Consider the following 16,343-nt stretch of genomic DNA (forward strand, 5'->3'; position numbering starts at 1 on the left):
GGCAGGCGGATCCGAGGTCATCTCGCCCTGCGTGTCCTGCCGAGCCCATGGTCACGAATGAATTACAGTTGAGCGCGGCGCAAAGTCGCGAGCCGGCGCGATAAGGAGGTCAATGTGCGAGAGCTTAGAGTGATCGGACTTGAACCCGATGGATCGCATGTGGTGTGCGCAGATGCTGAAACCGGCCAGAAATTCCGGCTTCCCGCCGATGACAAACTTCGTGCAGCTTCCCGCGGAGACGTGGCTCGACTCGGCCAGATTGAGATCGAAATGGAAAGCCAACTCCGTCCCCGCGAAATCCAGGCGCGCATCCGTTCCGGTGCTTCCGTAGAACAGGTCGCCGAAGAAGCGAAGATCCCCATCAGCAAGGTCGAGCGCTTTGCGTACCCCGTTCTGCTCGAGCGCTCTCGCGCCGCGGAAATGGCGCAGGGCGGACACCCGGTCCGCGACAACGGTCCGACGGTTCCCACCCTCTCCGAAATCGTGACGCACGCATTCCGTGCCCGTGGCCACAGCATCGACGAGGCCACCTGGGATGCCTGGCGCGACGAGGACAATCAGTGGGTAGCACAGTTGCAGTGGCAGGCCGGCCGCACCACCAACGCCGCGCACTGGCGCTACCAGCCCGACGCGCACGGCGGAACAATCGTCGCGCTCGACGACGCAGCATTCGACTTGATCGATCCCGACTTCGGTCGCCCGCTCCGCGGCCTGGTACCGGTGGCCTCGAACGAGCCGGAACAGCTCGAACTGTCCAGGTTCGACGTCGAACCGGTGGCGGAGATCGAGCCGGAGCCCGCAGTAGTACCCGAGCGGACGGTGGTGGCGGAACGAATCGTGGCGCCCGAACCGATTGCTGTCGAACCGGAAATCGTCGTCGCCGAAGAGGTTCCCGAACCCGCACCGGATGTGACGCCGAAAACCGCGCCGCAACAGACGCAGACTAAGGACAAGCGCGGAAGGCCTGCTTTGCCCTCGTGGGACGACGTTCTTCTCGGGGTCCGCAGCAGCGGTCGCTGACCCGAAGGAAAGTATTCTTCTTTCGAGCGAGGCTGAGGAGAGAGGGCTGCCGGTGGCTGCACGGGTATCGACGATCTGGTTTCTGGGCGGCGCAGACGCTCGCACCGAATTGAGCAAGTACCCTCAGCCGGATCAGACAGAGGCGCTGAAAATCGCCATGTCGCTGTACCCGGACAAGGAGTTCGAATCCCTCGGGCCCCAGCCGCTGTCGATGGCCGCGACGGTGAGCCCCGGCTACGTCTTCATCGGCGCGTACAACCGGGTGAGCGTCGTTTGCAGCGCCGAACTCAGCACCTTCGTCCCCTCGAAACTGCCTGATTCCTGGCACCTTTCGGCCGAGGGCGGTTCGACGCTGCTGATCAGCTCCGTCCCCGAAACCGCGCAGGGCTCGTTTGCACTGTGGGAGGACGGCGAGCTACGACGCTCGTTCAGTGCCATCCCGATCGACATCGTCGAAAATCTGGGGATCCCGCAGACCTGGGAACGGGAATTCTGGGCCGGCGATCATCCCCTGCGCTACCCGCCCGGGATCCTGCCCGATCCACAGTCACTGCCGTTCCACCCGCAACAGTTCGCGGAGTCCGCCAACCTCGAGTGGCTGGGATTCCGATACACCGGCGCTCCACGAGAACACGAACTCGACACGACGCAGATTCTCCTGTGGGGCTTCAAGATTCACCGCTCCGGCGAGGCACCCAAACCTGCGCCCCCAGCTCCCGCGCCGGTACCCGAGCAGGCACCGACCGAGGCGCCCGTACCTGAGAACATGCCGCCGATCCACGAAGCACCGGCAGCCAAGCCGCGCAGCCGCCTCGCCCGGTACTTCGGATTCAAGTAGCTCGATCCGGCATCACACGTTCAAACGGCTATCGCTGCGATCCACCCGAGCGGCACGCCGACAACTGCGCCGTAGACCACCCATCGCCAGACGGGAATCGCTCGCCAGCGCCACACGGTCGGCGCAAGTCCGCCTACCGCAATGAGATTGACAACGACTGCCAGGAGCACGTTCACGTTGCCCAGTGCGATGCAGAACGCAGCGACGGCACTGGTCGAGAGCATCGCGGCGAATACCGACACCGCGATTCCGGTGAACCAGGGCGTGCGGTCCTGAGTCACTGGCCGGTCCTCACACGTTCGTAGAAGGCCATCGCCGCCGCGGTCGCGACGTTGAGCGAATCGGTGCCTGGCGCCATCGGTATCTTGGCGCGAATGTCGGTGGCCCGCATCGCATGTTCAGTCAGTCCTGGCCCCTCGGCGCCCAGCAGTAGCGCTACCTTCTCCCCGGTCATCGCTTCGGCGAGAGTGACCGCCTCCGGGTTCGGGGTCAAGGAGATCAGCTGAAAACCGTTGCCACGCAGCTCCTCCAGGTCGTACGGCCATTTCGCCACATGCGCGAAGGGCACTCTCAGCACGTGCCCCATCGACACGCGGACCGAGCGCCGGTACAGCGGGTCGGCACAACCCTTCCCGAACAGAACGGCGTCGACGCCGAGCCCCGCAGCGTTGCGGAACATCGAGCCGAGGTTCTCGTGATCGTTGACGCCTTCGAGGATCGCTACCGTCTTCGCGTCCTTCAACACGTCCGAGACTGCGAGCGGTGCCGGACGTGCTGCTGCAGCGAGGACGCCACGGTTCAGGTGGAATCCGACGACCTCGGCCATCACTTCGGCGCTCGTACGATAGAACGGCACGTCCACATTGTCGAGATCGTCAGCCAACTCCACGAGCCGTCGTTCGACGCCGAGGAGACTGATCGGCTCGAACCGCGAGGTCAGCAGGCGCTGAGTGACGAAGACTCCCTCGGCGATCACCAGCCCCTTGCCCTCCGGCAGGTCGGGGCGTCGATCCGAGGAGTTGAGATCGCGAAAGTCATCCAGCCGGGGGTCGGCGGGATCTGAGATGTCGATGACGTGAACCACGGGTCTATCGTGCCGTACGCACCGCAAGCCCCCGTCAGTACTCCCGACCTAGCGCAGGAGCGTGGCAAAATGCGCGTCGAGCACCTGGCTGATCACGTCCGGATTGGTTCGCTCGGGATTGTCGACGCCGTGCGACGCGAGCCCGTCAGCCACCGCATGCAATCTCATCGCCTCGATCTCGACCGAGGCGCCCGGCCGTAGAAATCCCGCTTGGTCCACTGCTTCGACGAACGAAAAGAAGTGCTCGAACAAAGTCCGATCCGTCTCGTCACGCAACGCCGTCAACGCCGGATCGGTCTGAGCGGCAGCAGCAAAGGCCTCCCAGACCTGCATTTCTTCACGCCGATCTTCGTCGAGGGGAACGAACTGATCGGTGAACTGACGGATCGCGCGGCGGATGTCGGGATCGAAATCGATGCTGGCAATTCTCTCCTCCACCCGGATGGTCACGAGCCGCATCGCGAACAGCAAGAGTTCGGACTGTGTCGCGAAAAAGTGCCGTAGCGAACCGGTCGACATCTTCGCCTCGTCCGCGACGGCCCGGACGCTGGCGCTCGCCACACCGTCTCGACGGATCACACGCCAGAGCGCCTCGGCGATCTCTTCCCGGCGCTCATCGGGGCTGCTTCGTTTCACCACTTCACAAAACTAACACAACTGTGCTAGTTTTCTGTCACTAACACAGTCGTACTAGAAATGAGCTGAAGTCATGATCGTCCACCTGATCATCGCGTGCGAAATCATGTTCTGGGTGTTCATCGCAGCCGGTCTCGCCGCCCGCTATCTGCTGCGCCGCAAGACACTGGGCGCCGCGCTGCTCATCTGCGCGCCCCTGGTCGACGTTGTACTGCTCGTCGCCACAGCCCTCGATCTTCGTGGCGGTGGCGAGGCGAACTTCACCCACGGGCTTGCTGCGGCCTATATAGGCTTCTCCGTTGCGTTCGGACACAGCCTCATCTCCTGGGCCGACGCCAGGTTCGCCCACCGATTCGCCGGCGGCCCAGCGCCCGTGGCACCGCCCAAGTACGGGAGTGCGCGGGCGCTGCGCGAATGGCGCGAGTTCGGTAAAGCCGCAATCGCCTGGGCCATCGCATGCGGACTTCTCGCCGCGGCTATCTTCCTCGTCGACGACCCTGCCCGTACGGGAGCCCTCGACGGATGGATCAGCAAGCTGACTGTGGTGCTGGGGATCTGGGGATCTGGGGAGCAATCGCCTCGAGCTACACGGTATTTCCCAAGCGCGAGAAGGTCATGGCGCGCGGCTAGCCTCGACTGCCTGTTCGGTCGCATCGCACACGATCACCGGACGCAGGACGAACACCGGCAGCCTGCCACCGTCTTCCGGCCTCGCGAGCCGAAGCTTCAGTCCTTCGCTACGCAGCAGGTACACCCCGGCGGCAGTGCCCGAGACCAGCGATATCACTCCGCCCACGATCAGGGGCGCGCGAGGATCCACGGAGTCGGCGAGCCAACCCAGCAGTGGACTTCCCAGCGGTGTGCCACCGAGGAAACTGAGCATGTAGATGCCCATCACCCGCCCGCGCATCTCGGAGGGCACGGACATCTGCAGGATGTTCATCGCGGACGTCGTGAACGTCAACGTCAGTGCGCCCGTGGGAATCAGCATCAGTGCCACCAACGCGTAGGTGGGCATCAATCCCACCGCGACCTCGAACACACCGAAAGCCACGGCGGCACCGAGGAACGTCCGCAGTCGCGGCGCTTCCTTCCGCCTCGCGGCATACGCAGCGCCGGCAAGGGTTCCCACAGCGAGCGTCGTCGACAGGAGTCCGTAGCCGTCGGCTTCGAGACCGAACGTGTTGCGCGCCATCACCGCAAGGCTGATCGCGAAGTTCAGTCCGAACGTCGAGACCATGAAGACGGACACCATGATCACCCGAAGATCCTTGCGGCCCCACACATATCGGAACCCGTCGCGCACCTGTCCTTTGGTACGCGGAGCCGGTTCGGACGGGATCAACTCCTTCTTGTTCATGAGGTAGAGCGCGATGAGCACCCCACCGAACGTCACGACGTTGAGCAGGAACACCCACCCGGTACCGATCAGGTTGATCAGAACACCCGAGATGGCCGGACCGACGATGCGGGCCGTGTTGAATGTCATGGAGTTGAGCGCGATGGCGTTGGAAAGGTGCTCCTTGCCCACCATTTCGATCGTGAACGACTGACGCACCGGTGCGTCGAGCGCCGAGACACAGCCGAGCGCAAAGGCAATCAGGAAGACGTGCCACAACGCGACCAGTCCACCGACGTCCAACACACCCAGTACGAGCGCGCACACCGCACTCGCCCACTGCGTGAAGATCAGGATCCGACGCTTGTCGTACCGATCGGCCAGCACACCACCCCACACCGAGAGGAACAGCGTCGGGCCGAACTGCAAGGCCATGACGATGCCCACCGCCAACGCGTTGCCGTCCGAGAGCGTCAGTACCAGCCAGTCCTGGGCGATGCGTTGCATCCACGTGCCGACCAGAGAAACGATCTGTCCGGAAGCCCAAAGGCGGTAGTTACGGTTGTGGAGCGCGGCAAACATGCCGGAATCGGGGTCTCGAGGCACCACACCATCTTGCCCCTCGAGTAATTCGTTTGGGCAACGACCTCCATGTAGCGGAGCTACGCAACCTATGGCATTGCGGAGCTACTCCGTCTTGTTGACCATCTCCGTGATGATCTCGACAGCCCCGCGCAGCGTCACGAGTTCTTCGCCACCCAACCCGGCCAGCTGCTCGTTCATCCACGCTTCACGAGCATGGGTCTCGTCCGCCAGCAACGCCTGCCCGGCGTCGGAGAGATTCACGATGATCTGACGACCGTCCGTGGGATGCGGCGAGCGCTCGACCAGACCGAGCTCGGCGAGAGAAGCAACAACCCGTGTCATCGACGGCGGCTGAACTTTCTCACGTGCTGCGAGTACGCCAGGAGTCATCGGGCCGTACTGATCCAGGCTCGCCAAAGCGGACAGTTGCGTCAGCGATACCTGAGCGTCGACTCTGCGGCCGCGCAGATGCCTGGTGAGACGCACTACAGCCAGGGAAAGATCGCTGGCCAGCGCACGAGTTTCGGTGGTCACGCGTCAGACAATACGTCAAGAGCTGGCCGGTAGCTCACGTAATCGAATACCGGTCAACCCCGATTTCACGTAAGGGCGTCGGTAATGGGTCCGACAGTGAAGTAGGCCACAAAAAGTGCCGCCACGATCCACAGCAACGGGTGGATTTTCTTGATACCACCGCTGGCAGCGTGCAGGACCACCCACGAAATGAAGCCGACGCCGATGCCGTTGGCGATCGAGTAGGTGAACGGCATGACGATCATGGTCAGGAACGCCGGGAGAGCCACCGAGAACTTGGTGAAATCGATGTCTCGGACCTGTCCGATCATCAATGCACCGACGACGACGAGGGCAGGCGCAGCTGCCTCGATCGGCACGACGGAGTAAAGCGGCGTCAGGAACATCGCGACGAGGAAGAGCAGTCCGGTGACCACGTTTGCCAGGCCCGTGCGGGCGCCTTCGGCGATACCCGACGCGGATTCCACGAACACGGTGTTCGACGACGCCGAAGCGCCACCGCCGACGATCGCGCCCGCGCCTTCGACGACAAGCGCGCGACCGACGTTGGGGAGGTTTCCGTCCTTGTCGGTCAGGCCGGCTTCCTTACCGAGACCCGTCATCGTGCCCATGGCGTCGAAGAAATTCGCGAGCACGAGGGTGAAGACCAGCAGGCTGGCGGCCAGAACGCCGATGCGGGTGAACGCACCGAAGATGCTGACGTCGCCGACCAGGCTCAGATCAGGCATACCGCCGAGCATGTCCGGGATGGCGGGGATGCTGAGGTTCCAGCCCTTGGGGTTGGTTCCGAGTGAGGGTCCGACGTCGGCAACTGCTTCGATGATCGCGGCGAGGATCGTCGTGACGACGATGCCGATCAACAGTCCGCCACGAACCTTGCGCACGACCAGAACACCCATGAGCAGCACGCCGAAGATGAACACCACGGTCGGCCACGAAGCGATGGAGCCGTTGATTCCGAGTCCGACGGGAACTGTCGTACCGGCGGCGTCGGGGATGCGGCGGACGAACCCGGCGTCGACCAGCCCGATGAAGGCGATGAACATGCCGATACCGGCCGCGATCGCGGACTTCAGCGCTGCGGGGATCGCGTTGAACACCGCAGTTCGGAAGCCGGTGAGCGCCAACAGAACGATGATCACACCGTCGATGACCACCAGGCCCATCGCCTCGGGCCAGGTGACCTGAGGTGCGATGGTGACTGCGAGGAGGCTGTTGATGCCGAGACCCGCGGCGATGGCAAACGGATAGTTGGCGACGACACCGAAGACGATGCTCATCAGGCCGGCTACCAGCGCGGTGACTGCAGCCACCTGGTTGACCGGAAGTATGTTGCCGAGAACGTCGGTCTTCGCCGCAGCGTCGTCTGCCGAGAAACTGCCGAGAATGAGGGGGTTGAGGACCACGATGTAGGCCATCGCCACGAAGGTGACGACACCGCCGCGAATCTCGGTCGAGATCGTCGACCCTCGTTCGCTGATCTTGAAATAGGTGTCGAGGATCTTGCCGGGTGCCGCCATGTTTGTTCTTTCCCCATCGCTGTAGGTCGCCGTGTGCCGGCGCACATGAAGCCGGTCGCACTAGGGAGAGTAGGCCACCGGGGTACGGGTAGCGTTAATTTTGTGACGGAGACTCGCAACACAACTGGCCTGATCGGCAAATTGTCCGCACCCGCGCCGGCACTGATCATCGGCACCGCGTTGTGGGTGATCGCCACGATCGTGGTCGCGGTGAGCGGCGACCGTTGGTCGGATGCACTTCCGATTTGTTACGCGGGTATCGGAGTCGGCTTCCTCGGTTTCGCTCTGTTCTCGATTCAACGGCGCGCAGCCGTACGCGGCGACAAGGGCGCGCAACAGGGCGCCGGTCTGGTCGACTGAGCGAGTCGATTCAACCTCTTTCAGTATGGTAAGCCTACCCTGCACGGTTGTGCGGACCCCGGCTTGCCGCCGCTGAAAGGAAACACGTCACCGTGAATATCTCCCTCCGAAATCGTTGGAAAAGCCTCGACCGTAGTAAAAGCCGAGGACATCGGACGAGACTGACGTCCGTTGCCCTGGTCGCACTGGTCGGCACAGCACTCGTCTCCTGCAGATCGGGCGACGACGACGCGACAAGTAGTTCGTCGACTTCCGGTGGCGGCGCCTTCCCGGTCACGATCGATCACGCCTTCGGCAGCACCACGATCGATTCCGAACCACAGCGGATCGTCACCGTCGGCTACAACGATGAGCAGGCTCTCTTGGCTTTGGGCATCAAGCCCGTCGGAATGGTCAACCAGTACCCGGGCGAGCCGGACGTCAACCGCACGTGGCCGTGGGTCACCGGCCCTTGGGGCGGAACCGAACCGACCGTCGTCGGCAGCAATCCCGAAACCACGATCAGCGTCGAAAAGATCGCTGCGCTCGAGCCTGACCTGATCCTCGCGCTCTACTCGAGCATCGACAAAGACCTGTACAGCACACTTTCCGCGATCGCCCCGACCGTCGCGAAGGATCCGGCCTACGGCGATTACGCAACTCCGTGGCAGATCACGACGAAGACCGCAGCGAAGGCAGTGGGTCGCGAAGCCGACGGCGAGAAGTTGGTCGCCGATATCGACAAGCAGTTCGCCGACGCCAGAAGCGCTCACCCGGAATTTGCAGACCAGACCGCGGTGATCATCAGCGTCGACACGACCCCGGAGTTCTACGCCTTCTCCTCCGAGGACGCCCGCGGACGGGTCCTCGGAAGTCTCGGATTCAAACCTGCTCCCGCGGTCGAGGCATTGATGAACGGAGAGTTCTACGCGCCCATCTCCACCGAGCGACTAGATCTCCTCGACGTGGACCGTCTCGTCGTCATCGGCAATCCCGATGCCGCCCAGGCGGTCCGAAACAATCCGGGTTTCCAGCAACTCGACGTGGTCAAGAACAATCGCGTCGTCTACGTCAACGACGATCAGGCCCCGCAGGTCGGTGCGGCACTGACCGCGAGTTCGGCACTGAGCTTGCCGTGGGCGACAAGCCAACTACTCGCCGAGCTCACGAAGTAACCAGCGCCCGCCGCGTCCTGATCTGCGCAGTTCCCCAGATCCACACTCCGGCCCACGCCATCCCGAACGCCCAACCTGCCAGCACATCGGTCATCCAGTGGGCAGCCAGGTAGACGCGGGAGAATCCGACAGCGATCGTGTACAGGCCGAGGCTCGCGAGCATTGCCATCTTCGCGAGCCTCGGCAAGGCAAGCCGAAGAATCACGGCGGCAACCGAAGTCGCGAGGATCGCGCTCATCATCGCGTGGCCCGACGGGAACGAGTACGAATCGATTTCGATCAAACGCTCCGGAACGGGTGGGCGGGTTCGTGTGAAGATGCGCTTCAATCCGCTCATCACGAGCAGACCGGTCAACATCGATCCGGCGATCAGCAGAGCTTCCGTTCGGAGCCCCCGAAACAGAAGCACGATCGTGAGCAGCGTCGCGATCAGCCACGACGCGAGGGTTCCGCCGCTGTCGGTGATGACGTCGACCACGTCCACGAGCCACGCCGTCCGCTGACTCACTGCGCTGTCGAGTACCCACTGATCAAAAGACATCTGCCCTCACATCCCTTGCGGCAGTGTCCACGTGCGCATCACGTGATGAACGCCGTCCGAGTCCACCCACCACGGCACGGTCACTGTCGCCTCCACTGCCCCTGTCAGTTCCACCGACAGTTCATGATGGATCACTACCTCGCCGCCGGGAACCTCACGGCCGAGGGCTGCGAAGCCGAGAACTGCCTGTGGTTCGTTCGCCCACGTAGTCACGACGCCGGTGCTGCTCACTCGTCCGTGAACGGATGTGGACGCCGTCGCGACATCGAGGAGATCTGCCAGTGCGTCAGCCGTCTCGAAACTGCCGAGCACCACTCGTTGTGCAGGTAGTGCCGCTCCCAGCCACGGCCGGTCGAGAACAAGGGCGTCGCCGGGATCGACCAGATCGCCGGAAAGACCGCGCACGAACGGCGGCAGGTGCAGTTCCTCCAGGTCGAGAACCCGTCGCTGCGCTGCCTCACCCAGTAGTCGGTGCGTCCGCGCGACGACGGCGGAGGCCGGCATCCGTAGCGGGTCGGCAAGCCGATCGAGCAGCAACTGAGCCAGTTCCGGATCATCGACGGTATCCGATGCCAGCAGTCCGGAAAAGAATCCGGCGTCGGGGTGTTCGGCAGCGTCGAGTAGTCCTTCGAAGGTGCGATCGCCCGGAGCGCGCAGCAGTCCCAGAACCTCACCGCTCAGTTCTGCATTCGAACGCAACCACCACGCCGTGTATCCGCGGCGGTCGACGAGCAGCTCCCGCGTCGCCGGCGACTCGACCAATAGCGACAACGCCTGCGCCCAGCGGTCTTCGTCCACGAGATCGAGATCGCGCACGGCTTCGATGTATTCGGGATCCTCGTCGAGGGTGTCCCACCATGCGTCTTCGGCGTCGAGATCGTGATCCGGGCCGGACGGCAATTCCTCACGGACCACCGTGAAGCTCCACCCGACACCGACTACCCGAAGTGCCTGCTCCCCCACCTGCTGAACGAAATCAGCGTCGACGATGCCGAAGGGAGAATCGTCGACCAGGACACTTGCGAGGGGAGCACCCGGAAGTAGAAGCTGATCGGCAGAACGCAATTCGCCCTCCGAATCAGGAAGCAGCACTTCACCGATCCACGACGGTAGCGCCCCTGGAGCCACGTGGGCCGCCAATCCGAGCACCACCTGCGCCAAGTCCGTCACTACCGAATCATCTTGATCCGCAGCATCTTCGACCAATGCTCGCAGTGCCGGATCGGACAGCAGGTCGGTGGCGCTTGCGGTCTGTGCTCCCAATCGAGACAGCAAGGGGTGAGCCGCGACGGGATGAACCAACCTCGTCCACTGCACCGACGGTGCCTCTTCGCCCAGTTCGACACCGACGACGACGGTCCGTGGACCGGTCACCGTTCGTCCGTCGGAGAGCGGAACCGGCAGCGTTCCAAGCTCTTCCACCGCAAGAGTGTCGATCACCATGGGCTCGAGAGCCGAATAGAGTCGATTCCACCACTTCGGTTCACGTTCCAAGCCGCTGAGCAGTTCGGCGATGCGCGCGAGCCCGATGCGGTGCGTCGACACCGCCGCAAGTGCTCGCTCGTGCTTGGGGCCGGAGAGCTCGGGAACAACCAGGCCGCCGATGATGTCGGTGAGCAACTCGGCGAGGTCATCGCTGAGCCCGGGCACCACGGATGCTCGCTGCGGCGCGCGGTCGGGTTCACCGACCACCGGAAGCCACTCGTTTTCCTGCAGCTCCTTCAGAAGCGCTTCGCGCAGAAGCGAATCGGTTTCGCTGCGGGCAAAGGCAGGAATCGGGACGAGTGCGGTTCGCTGCCGAGGAGGTAGTGCAGCAAGGAACTTCGCGTACCCCTCGGCAAGCGGAGCGATCGGTGCAGCGGGCATGAGGCGTCGGCGATCGGGTTGCATCGCTATGTCGGCGATGACGATCGCCGGAATCGACAGCTCCTCGTCGGATCGCGTCGGAGCCCGCAGGACGTCGTCGGACACCGGTTCGACGACCCCGTCGCGGACCGGAACCAACCATCGCGCGTTCGGCGCCGAGTACTGCCACCACGTGCGATCTCCGATAGCTATCTCGACAAGACCGGATTTCAGCACTCGTTCCGAGCGCTGAAAAATCTTCTCGCCCAATCGAATAGATCCGAGAGCTGGGAGTTCGAGCAGCAAGTCGACGGCCTCGCGCGTCATCTGCGCAAGCAGCGCTACGGCATCGACCTCCGGCCGAAGCGTCAGCACCACTTCTGAATCGGCACCGTCGCTCGGCAATTCGCCAGAGGGCCACACCAAACGAAGGACGGGGACACCGGTTTCCGGCACCGGGAGTTCGTGAGACTCGATCTCGCGCAGAGTTTGCGAGGCAGAGAATCGAATCGATCCCGTCGACGAGCGAAGTTCCACCTCGTCACCGACCGAGAGAACTGCCGAGAATCCGACGCCGAACCGGCCCGTCACACCTTCGTCGGCGTCGACCTTGTTCGACGCTCGCAGCGCGGTGAGCGCATGTACGCCGGATTCGTCCAGCGGACGGCCCGTGTTCGCCACGGTCAGCGTCTGACCGTCCACGTCCACCCACAGAGAGCCGGCAATGCCCTCACGTGCAGCCGCATCGGCAGCGTTCTGCGCCAACTCGGTGAGCAGACGGTCGCGGTACCCAGCCTTCGCGAGGTCGGATTCAGCAGCCGCGTCCTCACGCAATCGCGTCGGAGATTCCGACCACGCGCGCAGCGTCGCCGCCCTGAGTGCGTCCGTGCCGAACGGATCTTCTACTCGGTGGATACCGAATCCTCAACTGCAACAACGCTCGACGGGCGAGCAGTCGCCGCGATCAGCTCGACTGCTCCGTCGTCGAATGCGTCGAACTGCGGCGAACCCGCACCGAGCGGCAAGCTGGTATCCGAGTGCGCGCCACAACCGTAGGACACGCTGACCACACGACCGTCTGCGGAAAGGTCGTTGCCACACACGCCGAACGCTGCGTGCAGCGAACCGGCGAGCGGAAGGAAGAACCCACACAGCCCACACGTCGACGGCGCGGCCTTCGCCATTTCCGACTCCGGGCCGAAGTCACCGTCGAACCAACGCTGCGCGGCATCGAGTCGGCCCTCGAGGCTCATGACCTGTTTGCGGCCGAGCCCGATTTCGAGAGCTACCTCGTCGACTTCCGGGTCACCGGTGGCGACGTAGCCGGGAACGAGCCGAGGATCCTCGGCCGGCGGTGCCAACAGGTCACCGACGGAGAGATCGCCGGGACGAATCCGCTGATCCCATGGCAGCCATTCCGGCGCAACCAACGCGTCGGGACCTGGCAACAGCGCCAACTCACTGACCGTGGCGTGGGTGTCCTCCGGCCCGGCAGCGACGACAACCGCCCACTGCCAACCCCGGTATCCCGGAATGTCTGCTGCAAATCGATGGGTGGCGGCAAATTCGTCCTCCGACGTCACGCCGAGGTATGCCCCCACACCGCCTTCATGCAGGTCGACGACTGCCGTTCGGGCAAGCTCGACCGCATCGGCCAGTACTGGGCGCGGCACTGCACGCTCTGGAGAAGTAGCAACACTCACTCCTCCAGTTTGCCGCACCACCGCAAGTCCGCAACGCACTGGGCTGCCATGCTGGGCAGATGAGTAGGTCACACGCCAATTCCGTGCGCAGTTTCGCAGCGGTCGCCGTGATCGCGTCGGCGCTGACGGGGTGCTCCGATTCCCCCAGCGCTCCCGACAACCTCACGACCGAAACCGGCTCCGTCGAGATCGTTCGAGTGTCCGCGCACGATCCCGACGCGTTCACACAAGGCCTCGAGATCGACGGAAATCGCCTCTACGAAAGTACCGGGCGCGTCGGCCGGTCCTGGGTCCGCTCGAACGAGATCTCGGACGAGCAGTCCCCCGCTTCGGGACCGGAAGTTGCACGTGCCGATCTCGACCCTCCGTTGTTCGGTGAAGGCATCACGGTCGTCGGAGACACACTGTGGCAACTCACCTGGAAAGACGGCGTTGCCATCGCCCGCGACAAGGACACCTTGATCGAACGAGGGCGGTTCCCACTCGACACCGAGGGATGGGGAATCTGTTCGCTCGGGGATCGGCTGGTCTCCAGCGACGGTTCGGCCACGTTGACCTTTCGCGATCCCGAAACCTTCGCGTCGATTTCCACGATCGACGTCACCAGATCTTCAGAGTCCGTCGGCAAACTGAACGAACTGGAATGCGCCGAAGACGGCTCCGTCTACGCCAATGTCTGGACCACGGACACCGTCGTCCGAATCGACCCGTCGGACGGCAGCGTCACGAACGTGTACGACGCGTCGCCGCTACGCGAAGAACTCGTCGCGGACGGATCGACCAGCACCGTCGACGTTCTCAACGGCATCGCGCAGATTCCCGGTACCGATCGATTCCTGCTCACCGGCAAGTATTGGCCGCAGATGTTCGAAGTCCGTTTTGTTAACTGAGTCCGACATGACAGAGGACTCGCAGGGGTGTGCGTGGTAGCCGCGCCGACACTAGGACAGAATTAAGTGGTGACCGGACCGCGCGAACCCTACGACCCCGAAACTCGGCGAATCCACGACGAGCCGGAGGGGCAACAGGTGCACCCCGGTTACGACAATTACCCACCCGCGGCCCGCCCGGACAACTACCCACCTTCGGCCCGTCCCGCTGCCCGCCGCACGCCTTTGCCGCCGCTGCATCCGATCCCCGAGTCACGGGGAGACTCGGATTCCGCGTCCGGTTCGAAGGCACCGGGTGCGGACGCTCCCAAGGCTCCCCCGATGCCTCGCAAGCTCACCGTCACCCGCGTCGCAGCGATGCGCAGCCGTGAGCTGACGAACAAGGGCATCGCGACTTTCCAGCGCGCAGCGAAGGCCGACGGCGCGGACAAGTCCGGTCTGACCGCTCTCACCTACGCGGTGATGACGAACAATGCCACCGACGCGGCCATCTCCGTCGCCCTCGCCAACACGCTGTTCTTCTCGGCCGCGACGGGCGAGGACAAGACCAAGGTCGCGCTCTATCTCCTGATCACGATCGCGCCGTTCGCCGTGATCGCGCCGCTCATCGGTCCGATGCTCGACCGCTTGCAGCGTGGCCGCCGAATCGCGCTCGCGTCGTCGTTCGGGGTCCGGACGCTCCTCGCGGTGATCCTGGTCTTCAACTTCGACAGCTGGATTCTGTATCCGGCAGCGCTCGGAATGATGGTGCTCAGTAAATCGTTCTCGGTGCTCAAGAGTGCGGTGACGCCACGCGTGCTACCACCGGAAATAGACCTGGTACGAGTCAATTCGCGTCTGACGGTCTTCGGGTTGATCGGTGGGACGATCGGGGCCGGTGCCGTCGCGGGTGCGCTCGCCCTCGCTTTCGGTTCCACCGGAGCCTTGTGGTTCGCGGTTGCCGTGACCGTCTTCGGCGCGTATCTGAGCATGCGAATCCCGTCATGGGTCGAGGTCACCGAGGGTGAGGTCCCCGCGACCATCACTTACCACCCGGACGAGGCACATCACGCCGGCAGCGCCCCACCACAGCCGAACGCGAAACCGGCCAAGGTCCGTCAGCCTCTCGGACGGGCAGTGATCATCGGTCTCTGGGGCAACGGAACCATCCGAGTGCTCACCGGCTTTCTGACGCTCTACATCGCGTTCGTCGCCAAATCACGTACCGATCACGAGCCACTCCAGCAGGCCATGATGCTCGGCCTGGTCGGCGCCGCCGCCGGTCTGGGTAACTTCGCCGGAAATGCGGCGGGCGCTCGCCTCAAGCTCGGCCGGCCCGCGTTGATCGTGCTTCGGTGCACGGCCTCGGTATGGATCATCGCCGTGATCGCCGCTCTGACGGACAACCTCATGACCGCGGCGCTGGCCACGCTCATCGCTTCTGCCGCCAGCGCACTCGCCAAGGTCTCACTCGACGCGTCACTGCAGCACGACCTGCCCGAAGAATCGATCGCGTCCGGATTCGGCAGATCGGAGACGGTTCTGCAGTTGAGCTGGGTACTCGGCGGCGCATTGGGGGTTCTGCTTCCGACCGAATACTGGATCGGGTTCACTGTTGTATCGGTGTTCCTGACGATCGGGCTCCTACAGACCTTCCTGAGCTACCGAGGAAACAGCCTCCTGCCAGGCCTCGGCGGGAAGCGACCCGATCTGGCCGAACAAGAAGTGACCGAAGTGATTTACACCGGTAAATCCAACCGAGGACAAGGAAGTACTCCGCAGTGATGATGCGCTCGAGAACAAAGAAGATCGTGGCAGCGATCAGTGTCCTGATGGTGGTGGCACTAGTTGCTTACGTCTCCGTTCTTTTCGTGATCATCAAGAACATCAACGACGAACCCGACAATCTGCCGGTCATCACCGCATACGCGCACGGCAAGACCATCGAGACGAACCCTGCCGGGTTCTGCACCATCGATCTGTCCCAGTGCGCCCAGGTGGGCGACATCTACGCACTCGACGTTCCTGCGGGCTATCCGCTGCAGCTGTCAATGTCGACGGACGTCTCGGATGCGCAGTGGGCACTGCTGGCCGTCTACGAGGATGCCGACGGCAACCAGACCGGCGAGCCCCGAGTCTTCGAGCCCGGTGAGGCCTTGGCCGTGACGGTCGAATCTTCGAGTGATCCCGTCAAGCAACTCGTCGGCGTCGAAATCCACCTCGCCGTTGGTGAGGGAAGCGAACAGGGACTGCTGATCTGGTCGATCAAGACCGCCTGATCCCCGGACCATGAAAATGCCCTGCACACCGATTGG

General features: G+C 63.5%; 17 protein-coding genes. 7 read left to right on the plus strand and 10 right to left on the minus strand.

Features of this window, described 5'->3' with window-relative positions:
- The first annotated feature begins 114 nt into the window (after nucleotides 1-114).
- Both sepH and QM716_RS03260 read left to right on the plus strand, forming a co-directional pair.
- Nucleotides 115-1,020, plus strand: a complete 906-nt coding sequence (sepH, locus tag QM716_RS03255; protein ID WP_283302336.1) for a septation protein SepH — start codon at nucleotides 115-117, stop codon at nucleotides 1,018-1,020.
- Nucleotides 1,021-1,072: 52 nt separating this feature from the next.
- Nucleotides 1,073-1,858, plus strand: a complete 786-nt coding sequence (locus QM716_RS03260; RefSeq protein WP_283302337.1) for a DUF6928 family protein — start codon at nucleotides 1,073-1,075, stop codon at nucleotides 1,856-1,858.
- A gap of 20 nt (nucleotides 1,859-1,878) precedes the next feature.
- Here QM716_RS03260 and QM716_RS03265 read toward each other — a convergent pair whose 3' ends face one another.
- From QM716_RS03265 to QM716_RS03295, 7 genes are all read right to left on the minus strand, one after another.
- Nucleotides 1,879-2,139: a DUF2537 domain-containing protein gene (locus tag QM716_RS03265; RefSeq protein ID WP_283302338.1), complete on the minus strand. Its 261-nt coding sequence runs from the start codon at nucleotides 2,137-2,139 to the stop codon at nucleotides 1,879-1,881.
- On the minus strand, nucleotides 2,136-2,942 hold the full coding sequence (locus QM716_RS03270; RefSeq protein ID WP_283302339.1) for a TrmH family RNA methyltransferase: 807 nt from the start codon (nucleotides 2,940-2,942) through the stop codon (nucleotides 2,136-2,138). The genes QM716_RS03265 and QM716_RS03270 overlap by 4 nt, the downstream gene beginning before the upstream one ends.
- 48 nt (nucleotides 2,943-2,990) lie before the next feature.
- On the minus strand, nucleotides 2,991-3,578 hold the full coding sequence (locus tag QM716_RS03275; protein WP_283302340.1) for a TetR/AcrR family transcriptional regulator: 588 nt from the start codon (nucleotides 3,576-3,578) through the stop codon (nucleotides 2,991-2,993).
- A 40-nt stretch (nucleotides 3,579-3,618) separates the two neighbouring features.
- Nucleotides 3,619-3,891 (minus strand): hypothetical protein, encoded by a 273-nt coding sequence (locus QM716_RS03280; RefSeq protein ID WP_283302342.1) that lies wholly within the window; start codon nucleotides 3,889-3,891, stop codon nucleotides 3,619-3,621.
- Between the two features lie 300 nt (nucleotides 3,892-4,191).
- Entirely contained in the window at nucleotides 4,192-5,499 is a 1,308-nt protein-coding gene (locus tag QM716_RS03285; RefSeq protein ID WP_283303041.1) for an MFS transporter, read from the minus strand.
- 105 nt (nucleotides 5,500-5,604) lie between these two features.
- Entirely contained in the window at nucleotides 5,605-6,036 is a 432-nt protein-coding gene (locus QM716_RS03290) for a MarR family winged helix-turn-helix transcriptional regulator (RefSeq protein ID WP_283302343.1), read from the minus strand.
- 65 nt (nucleotides 6,037-6,101) lie between these two features.
- On the minus strand, nucleotides 6,102-7,556 hold the full coding sequence (locus QM716_RS03295; protein WP_283302344.1) for an NCS2 family permease: 1,455 nt from the start codon (nucleotides 7,554-7,556) through the stop codon (nucleotides 6,102-6,104).
- 102 nt (nucleotides 7,557-7,658) lie between these two features.
- Here QM716_RS03295 and QM716_RS03300 point away from each other — a divergent pair, with 102 nt between their 5' ends.
- Nucleotides 7,659-7,916: a DUF2530 domain-containing protein gene (locus QM716_RS03300; RefSeq protein ID WP_007733492.1), complete on the plus strand. Its 258-nt coding sequence runs from the start codon at nucleotides 7,659-7,661 to the stop codon at nucleotides 7,914-7,916.
- 92 nt (nucleotides 7,917-8,008) lie between these two features.
- Nucleotides 8,009-9,070, plus strand: coding sequence for an iron-siderophore ABC transporter substrate-binding protein (locus QM716_RS03305; RefSeq protein ID WP_283302345.1), 1,062 nt, complete (start codon nucleotides 8,009-8,011; stop codon nucleotides 9,068-9,070).
- Here QM716_RS03305 and QM716_RS03310 read toward each other — a convergent pair.
- From QM716_RS03310 to QM716_RS03320, 3 genes are all read right to left on the minus strand, one after another.
- Nucleotides 9,060-9,611, minus strand: a complete 552-nt coding sequence (locus QM716_RS03310) for a phosphatase PAP2 family protein (RefSeq protein ID WP_283302346.1) — start codon at nucleotides 9,609-9,611, stop codon at nucleotides 9,060-9,062. The genes QM716_RS03305 and QM716_RS03310 overlap by 11 nt on opposite strands.
- Before the next feature lie 6 nt (nucleotides 9,612-9,617).
- Nucleotides 9,618-12,290 (minus strand): sacsin N-terminal ATP-binding-like domain-containing protein, encoded by a 2,673-nt coding sequence (locus QM716_RS03315; RefSeq protein ID WP_283302347.1) that lies wholly within the window; start codon nucleotides 12,288-12,290, stop codon nucleotides 9,618-9,620.
- Between the two features lie 68 nt (nucleotides 12,291-12,358).
- Nucleotides 12,359-13,180: a DUF3027 domain-containing protein gene (locus QM716_RS03320; protein ID WP_283303042.1), complete on the minus strand. Its 822-nt coding sequence runs from the start codon at nucleotides 13,178-13,180 to the stop codon at nucleotides 12,359-12,361.
- Between the two features lie 38 nt (nucleotides 13,181-13,218).
- Between QM716_RS03320 and QM716_RS03325 the strand changes: the two genes are divergently transcribed.
- From QM716_RS03325 to QM716_RS03335, 3 genes are all read left to right on the plus strand, one after another.
- Entirely contained in the window at nucleotides 13,219-14,049 is an 831-nt protein-coding gene (locus tag QM716_RS03325) for a glutaminyl-peptide cyclotransferase (RefSeq protein WP_283302348.1), read from the plus strand.
- A 69-nt stretch (nucleotides 14,050-14,118) separates the two neighbouring features.
- Complete coding sequence (locus QM716_RS03330; protein WP_283302349.1) at nucleotides 14,119-15,813, plus strand: MFS transporter; 1,695 nt, start codon at nucleotides 14,119-14,121, stop codon at nucleotides 15,811-15,813.
- Nucleotides 15,814-15,839: 26 nt separating this feature from the next.
- On the plus strand, nucleotides 15,840-16,307 hold the full coding sequence (locus QM716_RS03335; RefSeq protein WP_283302350.1) for a DUF2771 domain-containing protein: 468 nt from the start codon (nucleotides 15,840-15,842) through the stop codon (nucleotides 16,305-16,307).
- Nucleotides 16,308-16,343 lie beyond the last annotated feature (36 nt).

Origin of the sequence: Rhodococcus sp. IEGM 1409, from assembly GCF_030056735.1 — a bacterium.
GTDB lineage: Bacteria > Actinomycetota > Actinomycetes > Mycobacteriales > Mycobacteriaceae > Rhodococcus_F.

Coding starts and splice junctions, on each gene's coding strand:
- QM716_RS03285 (WP_283303041.1), bottom strand. CDS start 5,499: ATGTTTGCCGCGCTCCACAACCGTAACTACCGCCTTTGGGCTTCCGGA.
- QM716_RS03295 (WP_283302344.1), bottom strand. CDS start 7,556: ATGGCGGCACCCGGCAAGATCCTCGACACCTATTTCAAGATCAGCGAA.
- QM716_RS03310 (WP_283302346.1), bottom strand. CDS start 9,611: ATGTCTTTTGATCAGTGGGTACTCGACAGCGCAGTGAGTCAGCGGACG.
- QM716_RS03325 (WP_283302348.1), top strand. CDS start 13,219: ATGAGTAGGTCACACGCCAATTCCGTGCGCAGTTTCGCAGCGGTCGCC.